Origin of the sequence: Rhizobium sp. AN6A (assembly GCF_900215635.1) — a bacterium.
In the GTDB taxonomy this organism is placed as follows: Bacteria; Pseudomonadota; Alphaproteobacteria; order Rhizobiales; family Rhizobiaceae; genus Agrobacterium; species Agrobacterium tumefaciens.
The window spans coordinates 1,065,867-1,085,114 of record NZ_OCNC01000003.1; the positions used below are offsets into that span (position 1 = coordinate 1,065,867).

General features: G+C 56.3%; 23 protein-coding genes. 12 read left to right on the top strand and 11 right to left on the bottom strand.

What is annotated here, in order from left to right:
• Positions 1-37: 37 nt before the first annotated feature.
• The 3 genes from CRO62_RS08785 to CRO62_RS08795 all read left to right on the top strand — a co-directional run bounded on the left by CRO62_RS08785 (position 38) and on the right by CRO62_RS08795 (position 1,556).
• Positions 38-826, top strand: a complete 789-nt coding sequence (locus CRO62_RS08785) for an N-formylglutamate amidohydrolase (protein WP_097099904.1) — start codon at positions 38-40, stop codon at positions 824-826.
• 15 nt (positions 827-841) lie between these two features.
• Complete coding sequence (locus CRO62_RS08790; RefSeq protein ID WP_097099905.1) at positions 842-1,147, top strand: DUF1244 domain-containing protein; 306 nt, start codon at positions 842-844, stop codon at positions 1,145-1,147.
• A gap of 151 nt (positions 1,148-1,298) precedes the next feature.
• Positions 1,299-1,556, top strand: coding sequence for a DUF2312 domain-containing protein (locus CRO62_RS08795; protein WP_080723112.1), 258 nt, complete (start codon positions 1,299-1,301; stop codon positions 1,554-1,556).
• Positions 1,557-1,607: 51 nt separating this feature from the next.
• Here CRO62_RS08795 and CRO62_RS08800 read toward each other — a convergent pair whose 3' ends face one another.
• The 6 genes from CRO62_RS08800 to CRO62_RS08825 all read right to left on the bottom strand — a co-directional run bounded on the left by CRO62_RS08800 (position 1,608) and on the right by CRO62_RS08825 (position 5,128).
• On the bottom strand, positions 1,608-2,174 hold the full coding sequence (locus CRO62_RS08800; protein WP_097100437.1) for a hypothetical protein: 567 nt from the start codon (positions 2,172-2,174) through the stop codon (positions 1,608-1,610).
• Between the two features lie 42 nt (positions 2,175-2,216).
• Complete coding sequence (locus CRO62_RS08805; protein ID WP_097099906.1) at positions 2,217-2,837, bottom strand: tetratricopeptide repeat protein; 621 nt, start codon at positions 2,835-2,837, stop codon at positions 2,217-2,219.
• A 100-nt stretch (positions 2,838-2,937) separates the two neighbouring features.
• The gene (gene ykgO, locus CRO62_RS08810; protein WP_003497670.1) at positions 2,938-3,063 is read right to left on the bottom strand and encodes a type B 50S ribosomal protein L36; all 126 of its coding nucleotides are present in this window, start codon (positions 3,061-3,063) and stop codon (positions 2,938-2,940) included.
• A 139-nt stretch (positions 3,064-3,202) separates the two neighbouring features.
• Positions 3,203-4,288 (bottom strand): 5-(carboxyamino)imidazole ribonucleotide synthase, encoded by a 1,086-nt coding sequence (locus tag CRO62_RS08815; RefSeq protein WP_097099907.1) that lies wholly within the window; start codon positions 4,286-4,288, stop codon positions 3,203-3,205.
• Positions 4,289-4,302: 14 nt separating this feature from the next.
• Positions 4,303-4,770 carry a 5-(carboxyamino)imidazole ribonucleotide mutase gene (purE, locus tag CRO62_RS08820; protein ID WP_034501985.1) on the bottom strand — a complete coding sequence of 156 codons (468 nt, stop codon included), beginning with the start codon at positions 4,768-4,770 and terminating at the stop codon, positions 4,303-4,305.
• A gap of 154 nt (positions 4,771-4,924) precedes the next feature.
• Positions 4,925-5,128, bottom strand: coding sequence for a YdcH family protein (locus tag CRO62_RS08825; protein WP_003511431.1), 204 nt, complete (start codon positions 5,126-5,128; stop codon positions 4,925-4,927).
• A 236-nt stretch (positions 5,129-5,364) separates the two neighbouring features.
• Here CRO62_RS08825 and CRO62_RS08830 point away from each other — a divergent pair, with 236 nt between their 5' ends.
• The gene (locus CRO62_RS08830; RefSeq protein WP_003511430.1) at positions 5,365-5,541 is read left to right on the top strand and encodes a YdcH family protein; all 177 of its coding nucleotides are present in this window, start codon (positions 5,365-5,367) and stop codon (positions 5,539-5,541) included.
• A 99-nt stretch (positions 5,542-5,640) separates the two neighbouring features.
• Here the strand turns inward: CRO62_RS08830 and CRO62_RS08835 are convergent, their stop codons facing one another.
• A complete protein-coding gene (locus CRO62_RS08835) occupies positions 5,641-6,405 on the bottom strand; it encodes a sulfite exporter TauE/SafE family protein (RefSeq protein WP_003511429.1) in 765 nt (254 codons plus the stop codon).
• 103 nt (positions 6,406-6,508) lie between these two features.
• On the opposite strand from CRO62_RS08835, the gene CRO62_RS08840 reads away from it, so the two are divergent.
• The 7 genes from CRO62_RS08840 (at position 6,509) to CRO62_RS08870 (ending at position 13,957) form a co-directional block, all read left to right on the top strand.
• Positions 6,509-7,162, top strand: coding sequence for a thiamine phosphate synthase (locus CRO62_RS08840; RefSeq protein ID WP_003511427.1), 654 nt, complete (start codon positions 6,509-6,511; stop codon positions 7,160-7,162).
• An 8-nt stretch (positions 7,163-7,170) separates the two neighbouring features.
• On the top strand, positions 7,171-8,271 hold the full coding sequence (locus CRO62_RS08845) for a tetratricopeptide repeat protein (protein ID WP_179784480.1): 1,101 nt from the start codon (positions 7,171-7,173) through the stop codon (positions 8,269-8,271).
• A gap of 164 nt (positions 8,272-8,435) precedes the next feature.
• Positions 8,436-9,236, top strand: coding sequence for an inositol monophosphatase family protein (locus tag CRO62_RS08850; protein ID WP_003511424.1), 801 nt, complete (start codon positions 8,436-8,438; stop codon positions 9,234-9,236).
• A 200-nt stretch (positions 9,237-9,436) separates the two neighbouring features.
• Positions 9,437-10,456 (top strand): flagellar motor protein MotA, encoded by a 1,020-nt coding sequence (locus tag CRO62_RS08855; protein ID WP_097099909.1) that lies wholly within the window; start codon positions 9,437-9,439, stop codon positions 10,454-10,456.
• 2 nt (positions 10,457-10,458) lie between these two features.
• Positions 10,459-11,490, top strand: coding sequence for a peptidoglycan -binding protein (locus CRO62_RS08860; protein WP_097099910.1), 1,032 nt, complete (start codon positions 10,459-10,461; stop codon positions 11,488-11,490).
• 248 nt (positions 11,491-11,738) lie between these two features.
• The gene (locus CRO62_RS08865; RefSeq protein ID WP_097099911.1) at positions 11,739-12,386 is read left to right on the top strand and encodes a LemA family protein; all 648 of its coding nucleotides are present in this window, start codon (positions 11,739-11,741) and stop codon (positions 12,384-12,386) included.
• 11 nt (positions 12,387-12,397) lie between these two features.
• The gene (locus CRO62_RS08870; RefSeq protein ID WP_097099912.1) at positions 12,398-13,957 is read left to right on the top strand and encodes a M48 family metalloprotease; all 1,560 of its coding nucleotides are present in this window, start codon (positions 12,398-12,400) and stop codon (positions 13,955-13,957) included.
• Between the two features lie 54 nt (positions 13,958-14,011).
• On the opposite strand, the gene CRO62_RS08875 is transcribed toward CRO62_RS08870, so the two are convergent.
• Positions 14,012-15,811 (bottom strand): ABC transporter transmembrane domain-containing protein, encoded by a 1,800-nt coding sequence (locus tag CRO62_RS08875; RefSeq protein WP_097099913.1) that lies wholly within the window; start codon positions 15,809-15,811, stop codon positions 14,012-14,014.
• Between the two features lie 261 nt (positions 15,812-16,072).
• Here CRO62_RS08875 and rpmE point away from each other — a divergent pair, with 261 nt between their 5' ends.
• Positions 16,073-16,294, top strand: a complete 222-nt coding sequence (rpmE, locus tag CRO62_RS08880) for a 50S ribosomal protein L31 (RefSeq protein WP_003506183.1) — start codon at positions 16,073-16,075, stop codon at positions 16,292-16,294.
• Between the two features lie 472 nt (positions 16,295-16,766).
• Here the strand turns inward: rpmE and CRO62_RS08885 are convergent, their stop codons facing one another.
• From CRO62_RS08885 to CRO62_RS08895, 3 genes are all read right to left on the bottom strand, one after another.
• Complete coding sequence (locus CRO62_RS08885; RefSeq protein ID WP_003511419.1) at positions 16,767-17,282, bottom strand: DUF1465 family protein; 516 nt, start codon at positions 17,280-17,282, stop codon at positions 16,767-16,769.
• Positions 17,283-17,687: 405 nt separating this feature from the next.
• Complete coding sequence (locus CRO62_RS08890; RefSeq protein WP_003511418.1) at positions 17,688-17,879, bottom strand: DUF1192 domain-containing protein; 192 nt, start codon at positions 17,877-17,879, stop codon at positions 17,688-17,690.
• Positions 17,876-19,165, bottom strand: a complete 1,290-nt coding sequence (locus tag CRO62_RS08895; RefSeq protein ID WP_097099914.1) for an MFS transporter — start codon at positions 19,163-19,165, stop codon at positions 17,876-17,878. Before CRO62_RS08895 ends, CRO62_RS08890 begins: the two co-directional genes overlap by 4 nt.
• Between the last annotated feature and the right edge of the window lie 83 nt (positions 19,166-19,248).

A 19,248-nucleotide genomic window follows, 5' to 3' on the forward strand; every position in this document is an offset into this window, starting at 1 on the left:
AAGCTTTTCTCCTCAATCCTGCCCCAGAAAATTATCGATGAACGACTTCATACCCTATGAAATCATAGAAGGCGATTATGACAAAGGCATGGTTCTTCTGGCGGACCATGCCATGAACCTCCTGCCGGCACACTACGGCAAACTTGGCCTTCCGCAAACCGCTTTTCATCGTCACATCGCATTTGATATTGGCATTGAAGGGCTGACGCGCTCTCTTGCGGCCCGCCTCGGCGTGCCGGCCGTGCTTGGGCGATTTTCGCGCCTCCTGATCGACCCCAATCGCGGCGAAGACGATCCGACCCTTATCATGAAGATTTCGGACGGGGCGATCATCCCCGGCAACCACCCGATTTCGGATGAGGAATGGCAAAGACGGATCGAGATTTTTCATCGTCCCTATCACAATGCCGTCGATCGCGTGCTTACCGGTGTAGCGCAGTCGTCGGGGGAAGCGCCGCTTGTTCTGTCGCTGCATTCGTACACGCCGTTCTGGAAAGAAACACCGCGGCCCTGGCATGCCGCGGTTCTCTGGGACACGGATAATCGTGCCGTCGATCCGCTTTTGGCGCATCTGCGCGCGACCGGCGACATTCTCGTTGGTGACAACGAACCCTATGACGGGGCGCTGAAGGGCGATACCATGTATCGCCATTGCATGATGAAGGGCATACCGCATGCGCTTCTCGAAGTTCGGCAGGATTTGATCGCGGATGAGGGAGGGATTGCCGAATGGTCGGACCGGCTCGCTCCCATTTTCGCCGCAATGAACGACGATCCCATTTTGCATGAATATGAGCTGTTCACCTCTCGCACCGGCCCCTACTGAGTCTGGAGCTGCCCCATGACGACACCGAATAACAAACAGCAGATTGAATTCGAGGCCGCCGCATTCCGCCGTCTCGTTGAGCATCTTCGCGAGCGTCACGATGTGCAGAACATCGACCTGATGAATCTCGCGGGCTTTTGCCGCAATTGCCTTTCCAACTGGTATGGGGAAGCGGCTAACGAGGCCGGCGTTGCCCTCACCAAGGAGCAATCCCGGGAAATCGTCTACGGAATGCCCTATGAGGAGTGGAAGGAAAAATATCAGGCGGAGGCGAGCGACGCCCAGAAAGCTGCCTTTGAGCAGAACAAGCCAACGGAATAACCCCCGATCGACGGAAACGACTTGACGTGAGGCCCGTCAGTGGGCAGGTCACAGGCCGGAATTTTTGCTGCCCGGCTGGCGGCGACCGGCGAAGGCTTCGCCTGGATTTAATGAACAAGGCTCACCCGAGCTGCTACCAATGAAGGATGATATGATGGACGAAACGAGCACCACCGAAACCGTCGCCGCCGCCGAACTGCGTCAGATTATTGAACGCATTGAGCGTCTGGAAGAAGAAAAGGCTGCCATTCAGGGCGATATTAAGGATGTAATCGGTGAAGCGAAGGGCCGCGGGTACGATACCAAGGCGATCCGCACCATCATCCGCCTGCGCAAGAAGGACGCCAACGAGCGTATTGAGGAAGAGACGATTCTTCAGACCTATATGGCCGCGCTTGGTATGGAGTAATTACCAGCTATCAATTTGCTGTGGGGCGATACTCTACCATGCGCCCTGCAGCTAAATTTTACCGTCCAACAGGTTTTTGTTGGCGATAAGTAGCTCGAGGATTTTTTCGCTCACAAAATTATATTCTTTTGATATTTCTGCGCTACGCTTCTCTCCTGCGCGATAAACCTCAGCAAACATAACTACCGTTATTAGGAATTCTTCAAAACCACCCGGTTGCGTGACGTCTGAAATAGGTCTTTCTGTCGTGAGTGTTCGAAACAAATCTCGTTTTTCTTGATCTGATACTATAAATACAAGTTTGTGCGCAAATTTATTGCGAGACTTGTTTATGGCTCTAAGCACATTTCCAAATTTGTCATCGAAATAACCGAATGCTTTGCATAGCGCTAATTTCTCAGAAAAGCCTTTACCTTCTAGATAATTTCCAGGATTCTCGAACTTATCTTTTAATATTTCGGTAACGATATGATCTAAATATATGTGAGCGACAACGATTTTTGCCCAGTCGTCACTTATCGAAATTCTGTCAATAAATTCGCTTATATCGAAGCTCGGATTGTCGCCTATAAATTTCAAAGCTTTCTCAGAAGCTTGAATTTTGCGATTGTTCGTCAACAATAAATCCAATTCAAATTAAAAAATTCGGAGTAGAAAAGATTAGCTGCGAGTGCCAGCCAGCTTCTCAGAAAGGTCAGCGGCCTCTTTGCGGGCGTCCTTGTCCGCGGGATAGAGCGCGAGATAGCGTTCCCAGGCTTTCAGCGCCAGATCGTCACGGCCTGAGGCTTCGAGGATGTTTGCAAGGCTTGCCAGTGCCGGAAAATAGCGCGGCTCCTTCTCCAGTGTCAGATTGATATCCGCCATCGCCTTTCGGGTGTCGCCATCGGCAAAATGCACCATGGCGCGGCGATAGGGCGCCTGCACGTAATCCGGATCGAGTAAAATAGCCTGGTCGAGAAAATCGTAAGCGGCGGCGTTGCGCTTCTCGTCTGCGGCTTCGCCTGCCCACTGCATCAGGAGATTGATTGTCGCGCTGCCGGAATCGTTCCATTCGGAAGCGATCTGGTTGGCAATGCTGCGCGCCTTGACCGCATTCCGCTCTTTTTTCAGCGATGCGAAAAGACTGTCGACAGTCTTGGCAGGTGAAGGCGCAGCCTCCAGGGCTGCGGGAGGCTGACCATCTGCCGCATGAGCAAGGGACGCCATTCCTGAAAGCAGGAGGCCCGAAAGCAGGAAACCCTGAGCGACGATGATAGCCGTGCATAAACGATTTGGGCGCATGGGTTAAAGCTTAACCCGACTGCGCCCAATATCAAATGCAAAGTTCTGCACTGTCAACAAAGTGATCCGCGATGTGATCGCGAACCGCAGTTGCACTCAATCAGCCCTGACGAGCCTTGAAGCGCGGGTTCTGCTTGTTGATGATGTAGACGCGGCCCTTGCGGCGAACCAGGCGGTTATCGCGATGACGGGCCTTAAGCGCTTTAAGCGAATTCTTGATTTTCATTTTACTGGTCCGCAGTTTTGCACGGCTTTTACCGTGCTTATTCAAACAATCAAAAGCGCGCAACGGGGCGCGCTCTTTTCGGTTGGCAGGCAAATACCCGTTTGACCCCTGCCTGTCAACACTTCCAGACGTCTTTGCCTTAAAAGACTGAGGCTTTTCCTGTGTGCAAAAGCTCGGTCACATGGCCCATCTTGCGGCCGGGCCGTGCTTGCGTCTTGCCGTAAAGATGCACGAGACAGTCTTTTTTCGAAAGCCATGCTGGCACATCGTTGATGTCATCGCCGATGAGATTGGTCATGACACAATCCGAATGGCGGGCCGTGCTGCCGGGGGCAAGACCGGAGACGGCTCGTATATGCTGTTCGAATTGCGAGACCACGCAGGCCGCTTCCGTCCAGTGGCCGGTATTGTGCACGCGCGGCGCCATTTCATTGGCAACGAGCGAACCATCGCGCAGCACGAAAAACTCGATGCCGATCACGCCGACATAGTCGAGCGCGGCCAAAAGCTTTTCCGCCGATTGCACGGCAACCGCCTTCGCCGCATCGGAGAGTGCTGCCGGCACGGTGGATGTGTGCAGAATGCCGTTCAGATGAATGTTTTCGGCCGGATCATAGCAGGTAACGGTGCCATCCCTGAAACGGGCGGCAATGATCGAGATTTCCCGCTCGAAAGCGACAAAGCTTTCGAGGATGAGCGGCACGCCACCGAGTGCTGCGAAGGCGCCTGCGATGTCCTCACCACCCTTGAAAAGCCTCTGGCCCTTGCCGTCATAGCCCATGCGGCGGGTTTTCAGCACACCCTTGCCACCAAAAGCGGCCAATGCCGCTTCCAGTTCTTCCTGATTATCCACGGCGCGGAAATCGGCGGTCGGAATGCCGCAACCGTTGAGGAAGCGTTTCTCCGTCAGCCTGTCCTGCGAGGCGCTGAGAGCCTGCGGTGGGGGATAGACGGGAACGGAAGCGCTCAGCGTCTCGGCTGCGGTGACGGGTACGTTCTCGAATTCGTAGGTCACGACATCACAAAGGCGAGCGAGTTCCGCAAGCGCCGTCTCGTCATCGTATTCCGCGACGATCTGGCTGTTGCAGACCTGCGCCGCCGGACAATCGGCTTGCGGTTCGAGAACGATGGTGCGGTGGTTGAGGCGTGCGGCGGCCATTGCCAGCATGCGGCCAAGCTGCCCGCCGCCGATGATGCCGATGGTGAGATTGTTCGTGTTCATCATCACGTCAGAGGCTGTCACTGGGCGCTGTCCATGGGATATTCGGCAACCGCCGCTGACTGGCGCGCGCGCCATGCATCGAGCCGGTCTGCTAGGTCCTCGTCACCCAGCGCCAGAACCGCAGCTGCCAGAAGTGCGGCATTGATAGCGCCGGCCTTGCCGATGGCAAGCGTTCCGACGGGAATGCCAGCGGGCATCTGGACGATGGAATAGAGGCTGTCCTGCCCGGACATCGTCTTGGACTGTACCGGGACGCCGAAAACCGGAAGCGGGGTCATGGCGGCTGTCATGCCCGGCAGATGGGCGGCGCCGCCGGCACCCGCGATGATGACCTTGAAGCCTTCGTCTTTCGCGCCATTGGCAAAATCATAAAGGCGATCAGGCGTGCGGTGGGCGGAAATGATGCGGGCTTCGTATTCCACGTCCAGCGCATCCAGCGTATCGGCGGCATTCTTCATGGTCTCCCAGTCGGACTGGCTGCCCATGATGATGGCGACGGGGGGTGTCTCTGCTGTCACTTCGCTTCTCCGGCTTACAGCATAGGCGCAAAAATCGATTTTGATTTCTGCAAGGCACGATGCGTAAATTCAATAGATTAGAGCGTCTCTCGTGCATCCGGCAGGAAGCACGAAAGCCACTCTAGGCAATGATATCGGGAATGACCTGATCTTCGATCTGGGTCATCTTGTCCTTGACGGCCAGCTTCTTCTTTTTCATGCGTTGTATTCTCAGCGCATCGCAGTTGGTCTGGATCATCGCGTTGATCGCAGCGTCATAATCCTCATGCTCCTGGCGCAGCCGCGCCAGCGTAAGCCTGATGTCCGCCTGGTCCTGATCGGGCATCTTGTCATCCCCATTTTATGCCAGCCGGAGAGCCTCCGGCGCGTATGTCATCGGTTCTCGAGCCTCTATCATCAAATCGCGGTAACGGGAAGTTATCCCTTGCGACCAAATTGCCCACTTATTGCCTTCATTTCGCCTTCGACAAGACCAACGATCCATGTCACATTGTCGTCGTAAACCTGAAACTCCAGCGATGGAGAGCTGGAGGTAGGCTTAAAAATGGAAGGACGTGCCGCATGACCATTCAGGCTCATATTGCATCGCTCGAAAAGAAACACGGTGCTCTGGAGGAGGAGCTCGAAAGTATTCTTGCTTCCCCGTCCTCTGACGATAGAGAGATCGCCGATCTCAAACGCCGTAAACTGCGCCTGAAGGATGAACTACAGAGGCTTCGCGCCTCCACAAGGCATTGATTGATGCCATTCCGCAGCCTTCGATGAAGGACTGACGGATTCTTTTTCGGCCCTGGCGGTACATGCGTGCTGCCAGGGCTTTTTAGTGACCGCCTGGGTCTAGAAAGGCAGCCCGTCCCACAGCAGTTTCAGCGCCGCGATCAGCGCCATGGTATACATCAGCGGGTAGAACACTGATGGTTTCAGATATTTCACCACCCTTGCGCCGGCAAGCGTCGCCAGCATTGCCACCGGCAACAGGCTCGCCGATGTCTTGAGGTTGGTTGCATCCAGCGCTCCCAGCGCGAAATAGGGAATGAGCTTGATTGCATTCATGATCGCGAAGAAGCGCACGCTCATGCCGGTATAGGTCTTGGGATCGAGCTTCAGCGGCAGAACATAGATCTGGAAGGGTGGGCCACCCGCATGGGCCACGAAACTCGCATAACCGGACAGGCTGGACCAGAGCGTTGCGGCCACCGGACGCTGCGGTCTGGCCGGAATCTCCTGCCCCTTGCGGCTTTTGAAGCTCTCCTGGAAATAACGCAGTACGAACAGGATCGTCACCGAGGCGACGACGAGGCGCATGGCGTCTGCCGAGATGAGGCTTGAGGTCGCCCAGCCGAGAGTAATGCCGGCGATCGCGCCCGGAAGCATGATGAGGAGCGTTTGCCGGTGGTTGTGGTGCCGCCAGGCCCATAGCGCCACAAGATCCATCACGATCAGGATCGGCAGGAAGATTGCCGCCGCCTGCACGGGCGGGATTGCAAGCGCCATCAGCGGCACGCCCATCAGTGCCAGCGCGCCGCCCAACCCGCCCTTGGAAAGGCCGACAAGCACGACTGCGGGGATGGCGACGAGGAAAAAATGAAAATCGGTCAGCATGGATGAAGGTTGATCCTTTCGCCGGTCCGGTCTATCGGATTTATCATATCAAAACGAGTGCAGATAACGCCGAAAGTGTCTTCTGCCTGAAATGGACGAACCGATGACCAAAGTTGATAACCGTTGCCGCCTTGTTCTGATCGTCCCGCAATTGGACGACGCGCAAAAGCAGGCGACAGAATTGCAAGAAGCACTGCGAGGCGGCGATGTGGCTTCGGTCATCATTCCGCAATATGATCTGGATGACGCCACTTTCCAGAAACGCGCCGAATTGATCGTGCCGATGGTGCAGGAGGCTGGTGCCGCTGCCCTTATCGCGGGCGACAGCCGCGTTGCGAGCCGGGTGAAGGCGGATGGCCTGCATGTGGCGGGCAATGCCGAGGCGCTTGCGGAGGCCGTGGAAAACTTCGCGCCGAAGCTGATCGTTGGCGGCGGCAATGCCGACGATCGGCATAAGGCTCTGGAGATGGGTGAGTCCAATCCGGACTACGTGTTTTTTGGAAAGCTCGAAGGCGACATCAAGCCGGAAGCGCATCCCAAAAATCTGGCACTCGGCGAATGGTGGGCATCGATGATCGAGATTCCGTCCATCGTCATGGGCGGCACCGATATCTCTTCGGTGGTTGCCGTGGCCGAAGCCGGCGTGGAATTCGTGGCGATGCGCAGCGGCGTTTTTGACAATGCCTCAGGTGCTGCTCAGGCCGTTTCTGAAATCAACGCGTTGCTTGACGAAAAAGCGCCACGGTTTGACGGTTGATACAGGCGATGTTGATGCGCTCGGTTCACGTCTGCCTTTCTATTTCGCTGCTGGCGCTGTCTTTCGGCGCGCCGGCGGGCGTCGCTTTTGCCCAATCCGGACCGCAAAGCGAAAGCAACGCGCTTTCCCGCCAGTTGGAGGATGAGGCGCAGCCTTCCCGTCAGGGCAGGGTGCAATCCGAAGAGCAGAAGGACTTGCAACCGTCGCAGGGCGTCAACGTCTATCAGCGCATGGGCGCGGACCTGCCGGCCTTGCCGCCTGAAAAGGAGTTTAAGGGCCGGGTGGATGAGGCCTATGGGCATTTCCAGCGCGGCGAATATGTCCAGGCGCTCGACAAGGCGCTCAGCCGTGCGCAGAACGGCGATGCGTCCGCCCAGACGCTGGTGGCGGAAATGATGTCGCGTGGTCTCGGCATCGCCCGCGACGAAAAGACCGCGGCCTTCTGGTACCAGCAGGCGGCACAGGGTGGCGATCCCGTCGCGATGTTCAAATTCGCCCTCATTTTGATGGAGGGCAAGTTCGTTACCCGCGACAAGGCGAAGGCCGACGATTACATGCACCGTGCGGCGGAGGCCGGCAATGCTTCGGCGCAGTTCAACTGGGGGCAGATACTGGTTTCGGAAAATCCCGGCGTAAAGGGATTACTGATGGCCATGCCGTATTATGAAAAGTCCGCGGAGCAGGGCATTGCCGACGCGCAATATGCGGTGTCGCAGATCTACCACTCGGTCAAGGATGTGCCGGCAGAAAAGAAGTCCAAGGCGCGCGACTGGCTGACGCGGGCCGCAAAGGCCGGCTACGATACCGCGCAGGTCGATCTCGGCATCTGGCTGGTCAACGGTTTTGGCGGCGAGCGAAATCTGGATGAAGGCTTCCGCTGGCTTTACGGTGCTGCGCAGCGCGGCAATGTCGTGGCACAGAACAAGGTGGCGCATCTTTACATTCAGGCGCTCGGCACACGGCCCGATCCGGTGGAGGCGGCCAAATGGTACGTGCTTTCCCGCCGCGCCGGGCTGAAGGATCCGTCTCTCGAGGATTTTTATCTCGGGATCACCGACGAGCAGCAGAAAAAGGCTATCGAGGCGGCAAATCGTTTCCGTCCGATGTGATGCACGGCCGGTTGTTCGGCGCCAGCGTGCATGTGCAGGCTTTTTGCCTTGAATTTCCGCGCGTTTTGTGGTCTTGAACCGCAAACTTTCAATTCAAGAAAATAATGACGTTCCTGCCCGGCTAGCTTGCGGGTGGTTCGCAAGCTTTCCAGGAAACAAATTCGATGGCACGTTCAGCCCTTCTCAATGTCATGGTTCAGGCCGCCCTCAAGGCGGGTAAGTCTTTGTCGCGTGACTTCGGTGAAGTGCAGAACCTTCAGGTTTCGGTCAAGGGACCGAGCGATTTCGTATCGCAGGCGGACCTCAAGGCTGAAAAGATTGTGCGCGATGAGCTGATGAAAGCCCGCCCCACCTACGATTTTCTGGGTGAGGAAGGCGGTGAGGAAAAGGGCAGTGATGGTGCGCATCGCTGGATCGTCGATCCGCTGGATGGCACGACCAACTTCCTGCACGGCATTCCGCATTTCGCCGTTTCCATCGCGCTCGAGCGGAACGGCGAAGTCGTAGCCGGCGTGATTTTCAATCCGGCGACCGACGAACTCTACACCGCCGAGCGTGGCGGCGGCGCGTTCCTTAACGATCGTCGTATCCGCGTTGCCGCGCGCAAGGCCTTGACGGATTGCGTCATCGGCTGCGGTGTGCCGCATCTCGGTCGCGGTAATCACGGCAAATTCCTCGTCGAACTTCGCCATGTCATGGGTGAAGCAGCCGGCATCCGCCGCATGGGTGCTGCAGCACTCGACCTTGCCTATGTTGCAGCAGGTCGCCTGGACGGTTTCTGGGAAGCAGAGCTTTCGCCGTGGGATATGGCGGCCGGTCTGGTGCTGATTCGCGAAGCTGGCGGGTTCACCTCCGACGCCAAGGGCGGCGCGGATATCTTCGGCAGCGGCAGTGTTGCTGCCGGAAACGAATATATCCACAAGGCACTTGTGGAAGTTGCCAACCGTCCGATTCCGGGTCGTTGATCGATTTCGGCAGAAAACCTGCCGTTTAATCCAGGTTTTAGGCGCCCGGCGAACTATCGCCGGGCGTTTTTGTTTTTTCGGTCTTCGGTCAAGCCGCATTTCGTGAAATGCCTGTGACGAAAGACAGGCTTTTCGCTTCAAATCGTCGCAATTTTCAAATAGCGTCCGGTTGATACGTGACCGAAGGGAATGCGAACGTTATGGCGGATTCGGAGTTGCTCGATCTCGGCGTGGAGAAGCCGGTGACCACACGGCAATACAGCCACAAGCTGCCCAGCCCCACACCGTTTCTGTGGACGATGGTTCTGTTTCTGATCCTCGTCGGCTTTCTGGCGGCCATTCTTTACCGGCAGGCGCACACGGCCTTCATGACGAATCCGGGCTTGAACGGCTTCATTCTCGGCGTTCTCGTCATCGGCATTATTCTGGTATTCACGCAGACCATGAGCCTGCGTTCGGAAGTCCGCTGGTTCAACGCATACCGGGCTGCCGGTAGCGCCGAGAAAGTCGGCCGCGCCCCAAAACTGCTGGCCCCCATGAGCACGTTGATCGGCAAGCGTGGCGAAGTCCGGCTTTCTGCAGTTACGCAGCGGACGATTCTCGATTCCATCGCGACACGCCTTGATGAATCGCGCGATACTTCACGTTATCTTGTCGGCCTTCTGGTGTTTCTCGGCCTGCTCGGCACCTTCTGGGGTCTGATCGGCACCATCGGCGCCATCAGCAATGTCATCCAGTCGCTCGATCCCAGCGCCGGCACCAGCAACGATATTCTAAGCTCGCTCAAGGCGGGTCTCACCGCGCCGCTTTCCGGCATGGGAACGGCGTTTTCCTCGTCGCTTCTCGGCCTTTCAGGCTCGCTGATCCTCGGTTTCCTCGATCTTCAGGCCGGCCGTGCCCAGAACCGTTTTTACACCCAGCTCGAAAACTGGCTGTCGTCGGTGACGGATACGACGGCGGATGGGCCAAGGGAATTCAACGCTGAACCCGGTGCAATGGTCAGCACTGAGCGCTCGCTTGCGGCCATGACGAGCCTTGCTGAAGGCATTCAAGGTCTGGTCAAGAACATGCGCAGCGAGCAGCAGATGTTGCGTGACTGGATCGAGGCGCAGCAGGAGGAATCGAAATCGCTTCGCCGCACGCTCGACCGGTTGTCGACACGTATCGACGGCGAGACAAAATCCTCCGGACGCACCCGGCACGATAACGGGAGCGAGTAGCCATGGCGCTTGCGCGCAACCGCCGCCGCGACAGGAGTGTGGATTATTGGCCGGGTTTCGTCGATGCGCTGTCGACGCTGCTCATGGCCATCATGTTCCTGCTGACGGTCTTCGTGCTGGCGCAATTTGTTCTGTCGCGGGAAATTAGTGGCAAAGACGAGGTGTTGACCCGCCTCAACAGCCAGATTGCCGAATTGACCGAACTTCTGGCCATGGAAAAGGGCAACAAGCAGGATATCGAGGACGCGCTGGCGAGCCTGCAATCAACGCTTGCCGCATCTGAAAGCGAGCGCTCGCGCCTGCAGTCGCTTCTCGATGCAGGATCGGGCAACAATGCAAGCGCCAATGCCCGGATTGGCAGCCTGACCGGCGAGTTGGATGACCAAAGACAGGCCAATTCCCGCGCCTCCGCACAGATCGAATTGCTCAACCAACAGATTGCGGCGCTCAGGGCGCAGATCGCATCGGTGGAAGCCGCCCTGCAGGCGTCGGAAGCCAAGGACACCTCATCCCAAGTCAAGATCGCCGATCTCGGCCGCCGTCTCAATGTCGCGCTGGCGCAGCGGGTTCAGGAACTCAACCGCTATCGTTCTGATTTTTTCGGGCGTCTGCGTGAAATCCTCTCGGATCGCGAAAACATTCGCATCGTCGGCGACCGGTTTGTCTTCCAGTCCGAAGTGCTCTTTCCCTCTGGTGGCAACGACCTCAATCCGCAAGGGCAGGCGGAGATGGAGAAGCTGGCGGCCGCGCTGATCGATCTTGCCAAGGAAATCCCCACCGAGATCAACTGGGTGCTGCGCGTGGATGGCCACACGGACAATGTCCAGCTTTCCGGGTCCGGCCGCTTCCGTGACAATTGGGAACTTTCCTCGGCACGCGCAACCTCCGTGGTGAAGTTCCTGATCTCCAAGGGTGTTCCGGCCAACCGGCTGGTTGCCGCCGGGTTTGGCGAATATCAGCCGATTGCCGAAGGCGACACGCCGGAAGCACGCCAGCAGAACCGCCGTATCGAACTGAAGCTCACCGAGCGGTAAGCAACTTCGGGTATTTTCGAATTTATCTCCATAGAATTTTCGAACTTATGCATATTGCATCGCTGGTTTATGCCGAGAATATTTTGCATCGGCTTAACCATTTCTATTACGATGAATTTTAATACGTTCGATATAGAAAATAATGTAATTTATATTTCTATCTTTTATGCCCTGTTTAATTTCTTTGTTGTCGTTATTTGAAGGCTGCATTAACGGGCGCTGTGGGATAGTCAACAGGAGATCGTGCCTTGGCGACTACTTCGGATCAACAAAATTTCCTTGAAGCAACTGACATTTTCGGACGCTTCGTTCGCGCCACTAACTTTATGCTCGACAATTGGTGGCTCTGGTTTGCTCTCGCGATTACAGCGTCACTTTTGCTCTGGCTGCGCAGTAACCACGCCGTGCTTGGTCGGCTGGATGAGCGTTGCAGCGCTTCAGCAGCAGACATCGATGCGCTATTGGCGGAACGTTACGCTTTGATTGGCAATCTGGTTGAAACGGTCAAGGGATTTGCTGTGCAGGAACACAGCACGATCAAAGCGATCGTTGATGCTCGCAGCCGTGCGATGGAAAGCATTGGGCAAACGCGACTGGCTGCAGAGACGCAGATCGGGCAATCCCTGACAGGTCTGTTTGCCGCGTCGGAAAGTTATCCTGATCTTCTGAGTTCGACCCATTTTCGCGATTTGCGAGATGAAATAACTCGAATTGAGGACCGAATTACGGCTGCGCGTCGTTTCTATAACATTTCGGTAGAAGAGCTAAACGCCAGTCGCAGGGTATTTCCGGGCAATATAATCGCGCTGATTGCGAAAATCAACGAGCACGACCAACTCGTTTTTGATGACGGAAAACGCGATTTCCTAAAGCCAGTTCAGATCAACTTCAACTAACCGGTGAAGATGTGTCCTCCAAAGGCTATATTGATCACGCGCGCCGCAGCCGACAGTTAACCTGGTGGCTGGTCGCGCTCTACATTGCGGCTATTGAGATGATCGCGGCCGTTGCACTGATCTTGCCACTTCTCGTATGGGATCCGCAAAGGATCGTTTTTATTGATCCGACGGGGTACCTACTTCGTTATTCGATACCGGTGGCGGCCTTCGCGGCCTTCCAGATTTGGTTCCTGTACCGGCGTCATATAAAGGTCGTCAGCCGTTTGCTGAACATACAATTGCCGACTCGGGCAGAAGAATCTCGCCTGTGGCGCATCGCCGAAGAACAGACGATCGCCCTTGGCATCCGACTTCCGAAATTCGGCGTCATCGAGGTAGACGCACTGAATGCGCTATCGGTGGGTGAGGGCCCTCAGTCAGGCCTGATCGCCGTGACAAGAGGAATGCTTAATCATCTCGATGACGAGGAACTTGCGGCAGTCGTGGCTCACGAGGCTGCTCATATTCGCAACGGCGACACGGGACTCCTTGCTATAAGTCATGCTTTGATGCGCACTGCCGCGATCCTTCAAGTTTCCAACCCGTTCAGCTTCCAAAACTGGCGACACGCCATCCTTATCATTGTCTTGCCGCTAGCGTTTTTCCTCGTGTTGATCGCCGGCGCGGTGGTTATGACGGCAATGCGGCTTGCGTGGCTTGCACGGCGCAATGTCAAGCTTAGCCGCGACCATATAGCGGACGGTGAAGCGATACGTATCACGCATTTTCCGGAAGCGTTGATCAGTGCCCTGCGTAAGGTCAGGGGCCGAGGAGCTTTTCAAAACAGCGACCTGCTCGACGCTCATCTGTTCGAGGGAAGAATGAGTGGTCATACCCTTATCGACGACCGCATAAGCGCAATATCCTCGCTGGGAAGCGATCTCATGCAGGCGGGCCGAGTTCGTCGCGATACCCGCGTTGTTATCCTGGAGACGACTAGAGCTGCGACTTTTGGTCGACGTCCCGAAGTGAAACAGTGGCGTGCCAGTTTATTGCAAAAGGAGAAAACCACTATCGAGGAGCCTTCCCTACGCATGTATTGTCTGTTTTTCACTGACAGGGAGCGCTTCTGGCAGTGGCAGGGCGCCAGGATCGATCTGTTTGAGTGGCGAGAAGGCAATGAAAGGAATGGCCTCGGGCTTACAGCCGCAGCAAGCCTCATGTTTGCTGCTGCTGTTGCCGCAAGCACTATTTTCCATCTTTACACATCGCGCGATTTGGATGATTTCGCCCGTCGTTTCGACCCCAATTTCGTGATCGAAGCGATGGACGTCCCAGATGGGTCGTATCGAATGGGCACCTCTCCTGGTCAGGGAGACGGGATTTACGGCTTGGGTTCTCCGTCGTCAAAATCGGTGGGTAACTTCCAGCTGAGAGGTGCGAGCGAAGCGGAAATTCCGGCTCTCTCTGAGAGTCAGCAAAGTGTACCGGGCTCAATCAATGTGTTGAGTTTTGGTGTCGTAATGATCTTCTTTATAGTTTTGAACCCGCGCTTGCGTCGCTTCCTTTTTGACGGTTGGCGACAGTAGCCGAATGTTGCCTTGCAAACCGGCAGTCCAAGTTTGCCGGTCCACATGCCCCTGTCACGCTTGAGCGCGCAGTTCGTCCGGCCCTGTCTGGAATTGCAGCCGGGCAAGTCTCGCATAAAGGCCGTTCTGGCGGATAAGGCTCTGGTGCGTGCCTTCCTCAATGATACGGCCCTCAGCCATCACGAGAATGCGGTCGGCCTTCAACACGGTGGCAAGGCGATGGGCAATGACAATGGTGGTGCGGGTGTTCATCAACTCATCGAGCGCCTTTTGCACCAGCGTTTCGCTTTCCGCATCGAGCGCCGAGGTTGCTTCGTCAAGAAGCAGGATAGGGGCGTTGCGCAGGATGGCGCGGGCAATGGCGATGCGCTGGCGTTGACCGCCAGAAAGCGTTACGCCGCGTTCTCCCACCTGCGTGTCATAACCATCGTTCAGCCGGGCGATGAAGCTGTCTGCCTGCGCGGCGATGGCGGCCGTGCGCACCTCTTCGCGTGTCGCAGCAGGCCGACCGAATGCGATGTTATCGTGGATGGAAGAGGCGAATATCGCCACATCCTGGGGAACAATGGACAGTCGCGCGCGCAGATCGGCAAGGCTGACATTGCGGATATCGACGCCATCGATGGTGATGCGGCCCTCTTGCGGATCGTAGAACCGCATCAGCAGCGAAAAGACCGTGCTTTTTCCCGCCCCGGAAGGGCCGACGATGGCGACGGTTTCGCCGGCATTGACCTTGAAGGAGAGGCCGGAGATGATCGGGCCACCGGTTGCGAGCGGATAAATGAAACCGACATTCTCGAATTCCGCTTCGCCGTGCGGCGGTTGAACCATCGAAACGGGTGCTGACGGCTCGGCAACGGGCGAGCGCTCGTTCAGCAGTTCGGAAAGCCGTTCAGCCGCGCCGCCCGCCTGCGCCAGTTCACCCCAGACTTCGGAGAGCTGGCCTAGGCCGCTTGCCGCGATGACCGAATAAAGCACGAACTGGCCAAGCGTACCCGCCGTCATGCCGCCGGACAAAACGCTTTGCGCGCCATACCAGAGAATGCCGACGACGCTGCCGAAAACGAGCGCGATGGCAACGGCGGTGAGTATGGAGCGGGCGCCTATCGCCGCGCGCGCGCCCTGATAGGCTGCTTCTACGGAGGCGCCGTAGCGGGCATTCGCAAGCGCCTCGGCGTTAAAGGACTGCACGGTGCGGCTCGCCCCGATCGTTTCCGAGGCATAGGCGGCGGAATTGGCCAATGTGTCCTGCGTATTGCGGGAGCGGGCACGAACCGAGCGCCCGAAAGCAATCAAGGGAAAAACGATGAACGGGATGGCCAGGAGCGCAAGGCCGGAAAGGCCGGGGCTGGTATAGATCATCATCGCCACCGCGCCGCAGCACATGATGATGTTACGCAGCGCAACGGAAGCTGAGGAACCGAAGGCCGAGCGAATCTGTACGGTATCGGCGGTCAACCGCGAGGTCAGCTCGCCCGAGCGGTTGGCATCGAAAAACTGCTGCGACAGCGTGGTGAGATGAGCAAAGACATCCCGGCGCAGATCCGCAACGACCCTTTCGCCGATGGTCATGACATAATAATAGCGCATGGCGCTGGCGAGAGCGAGAAGGACGGCAATGACAAGAAGCACCGCAAAATAGCTGTTGATCATGCCACCGTCCGGCGTCTGGAAACCGTGATCGATGATACGGCGAACGGCAAGCGGCAAGGCAAGTGTTGTGGCGGAAGAAAGCACAAGCGCAAACAGGGCCGCCGCCATCAGGCCGCGATATCGCCTGAGATACGGAAACAGGCCAAGCAGCGGCTTCAGGTTTCTCTGTTTAGCCGCTTTCTGCTCTTCAATGTCTGCCACGTCCGCTATACTCCTCGTTCCGTGCCGTTTTTCGGCCTTTTGCGGGTGAATTTCCGGCGCGCGGTAAAATTCTGGTCCCTGCGGCCATCTCCTTTCACAAGGGGATAGCAGGCTCTTGTTATCTGGGCGACCTTCATGTATAGGCTCCGCATCGAATTGGGAAGCCATAGCCCATCAGGACTATGGCTTCATTTATTGAAATGGCTCAGTTGACGCAATTGCGGCAAATGGACCGCACGTCACTTAACCAGGAAGATTGTCATGAAGGCTGATATCCATCCCGCTTATCACACGATCAAGGTCGTCATGACCGATGGCACCGAATACGAAACCCGCTCGACCTGGGGTTCGGAAGGCGCAGTCATGAACCTTGAAATCGACCCTAAGTCCCATCCGGCATGGACGGGCGGCAACCAGCAGCTTATGGACCGCGGTGGTCGCGTTTCCAAGTTCAACAAGCGTTTCGGCGGCCTCGGCCTCTAATCCACTTGTGGACGGATCATTTAAAAAAGCCCGGTTTTACCGGGCTTTTTTGTTGCCCTGTTTCGACTGGATTTGCCTTAGGGGGATTGCGACAGTTTTGTTGATAGCGGCCAGAGACCTTAAATTTTACGGGTTCCTGGTTTGGTCAATCACAGGCAGCGGCTCTCGCGGCGTCATCATGGATGTATGCCGGAGAGTAGTCATCAAAGCACCGGTCAATCTTTTCGTTTATATCCCAAAATTCTTTGCCAAAAATAAAAGCGACAATTAGTAGAGCGCAACCGGACATAGCCATGATATACTTAAGGATGCGCATTTTGTTCATATTGTTGTGCTGTATATGTGTATTAAAATATGAATTGTGACAATGAAATTCATTATTTCATGCCTAGATATTTCTGTTCCCTTCCAAAAACAAAAAAGCAGGCCTATGAGCCTGCTTTTCAAATTGTCCGGATAAGGTCGTCTTTTCTCAGTTGATCGAGAAAGCCGTGCGCAGAAGGTTAAGCTGCGCCTGCACGCTATTTTCGTTGTCCGGTACCTTGGTGGCTTCAGACGGGCGGTAGATTTCGCGGTCGAGAAGGGCAACCCGGTTCTGGAGGCGGAGCGACCGCTCGATGAGGTCACGGAAGGACTCAGGCAGGTCGTTCCAGCCTGGAGCGTTGCGATCGACGTTGAAGCTGTCGAGCCGCACCTTGCTTTTTTCGCTGAGAACCTGATCGCGTGTCATCTCGCCATTGTTGACGGCGCGCTGCAGAAGCAGCCAGGACGCCATCTGCATCAGGCGGGTGGTGAGGCGCATCGATTCTGCCGCGTAAAGGACAGACGCCATGCGCGGCAGAACCTTTGAAGCCGTACGACCGGCTCCATCAAGATAGCTCGCCGTTTCCTCAACCAAGGTCATGCCTTCGGTATAGAGGGTCTTGAACTGGTTGGAAGCAGCCGCGCGACCCGCAAAGCTAATGGTATTTAAAACCTGTTCCGACATTTTCTTTAAATCCCTGCTCACGCACCACACTGTCAGGCAACGACGACCGGTAATATTTTGTTCCGGCCTTTAGTGTTTTCAGGATGGTATCTTTACCTGAAATGCGCAAGGCAATTATTAAAGAAGGGTTAATACCCACAGTTTTACGAAATCCGGTGATCGGCAAAAAAAGAGCCGCGAAAGCGGCTCTCAAGGTAAAACAGGGAGAAAAATCAGACCAATTCGCCGTATGGAGAAGATGCCTGAGGCCCAGAAGAACTGGACATGTATAGTAATCTCTCAGAAAGCTTAATTTTTGGTTAATGGTAAACGAAAGACTGCATCAGAATCGTTAATCTCGTTTGCCTTTGCGGCAGCAGCTTATCGAGTTAAGACTTGGCCGGAGGTTTTGCTGAAGGCCGCCGGTCAGGACCGGAAGAGGTTCTCTGCCGCGAGCCGGCCGGCAGACTTCCTTTTCCTCTCCTCTTCAAGCCGGGTGATTTCGGTTTGAAGAATGTCGATGCGGTTGCTCAGCTCGTCCACCGAAAGAAGGCTGAGATCGCTGCCGATCTCATGCGCTACCGGTTTTTGCGGACGGTCATCGTCCAAGAGGCTCATATGCCTGCTCCTTTTTCAACATGGTCGCCATCGTCCTCGGGATATTGCGGCGCGCGCGGGTCAAGCGCAATGCTTTCCGGTGTCACGAGCGGTGAGGGCGTTGTCGGCATCATCGTCGAAAAATTGTCCTTTTCGGCGTTCGAAAGGGTGGCGCGCTGACGGCTTCTGATGATGGCATAGGCCGTTATCAGCACATGGGCGACGGCCGTCACCAGGAACAGTGCATAGGGGCCGGAATAGGTCATGATCGCACCGCCGAGCGTCGGGCCGATGATGGTGCCGATGCCATAAAGCAGTAGCAGTCCACCGGAAACCTTGACGAAGTCTTCCGATGCCGCAAAGTCGTTGGCATGCGCCACGGCGATGGGATAAAGCGCGTTCGCGGCGGCGCCGTAAATGGCGATCATCGGAATGAGTACATAGACGTCATGCGGCTGCACGGCCGCCACGGCCAGGCCCGCAACCGCGCCAAGCCCCGCCAGTCCGGCAAGCACATAACGGCGGTCAATCCGGTCCGAAAGGCGGCCTGCAGGAAACTGGGCGAGTGCGCCGACGAAAATCGTGACGGAAACCATGATGGCGATCATGGTCGGATCAAGGCCCGCCCGCGCGCCGAAAACGGCGCCAAGCGTACCGTAAGCACCATTGGCGATGCCGATCATCAGGATACCGACGAAGGAGACCGGCGAATTCCGATAGAGGGCGGGTAAGTCCAGCTTCACCTTTTGCAAGGGCTGGGGACTGGCAGCCTTAGAAAGCGTGGCCGGCAGAATGGCGATGCAATAGATGATGCCGCAGATCATGAACAGCGAGCTATTGCTGATATCGCCCATCGGCACGATCATCTGCCCTGCCACGACGCCAAGCAGCGTTATGGCGATATAGAGCGAAAAGATCATGCCGCGGCTCTCATTGGTTGCGCGCTCGTTCAGCCAGCTCTCGATGATCATGGACGTGCCGGCGGTGCAGAAGCCTGTAAGCGCGCGGAGCGTAATCCACCAGACATCATCGATAACGAGGCCGGTCATCAGCACGGTCAGGCAGACAAGCGCCACGAAGGAGGCAAATGCCCGCACATGCCCCGCACGGCGCACGATGGCGGGCGCCACAAAACAGCCAATGACGAAGCCTGCCGCCCAGGAGGTGCCGAGAAAGCCCAGAATTTCATTAGAATAGCCTTCCGCCGAGCCGCGCATGGGTAGCACGAGACCCTGAAGGCCGTTACCGAGAAAAAGAAACAGAGTGCTGGATAAAAGAGCGAATACGGGTAGAAGATTTCTGCTCATGAAGACACTCTCATGCGTTCGAACGTATGGTCGGCAGGCCATAAGACGGGGGTTACCCGAATGAGTTGCACTCTTCTGGTGAA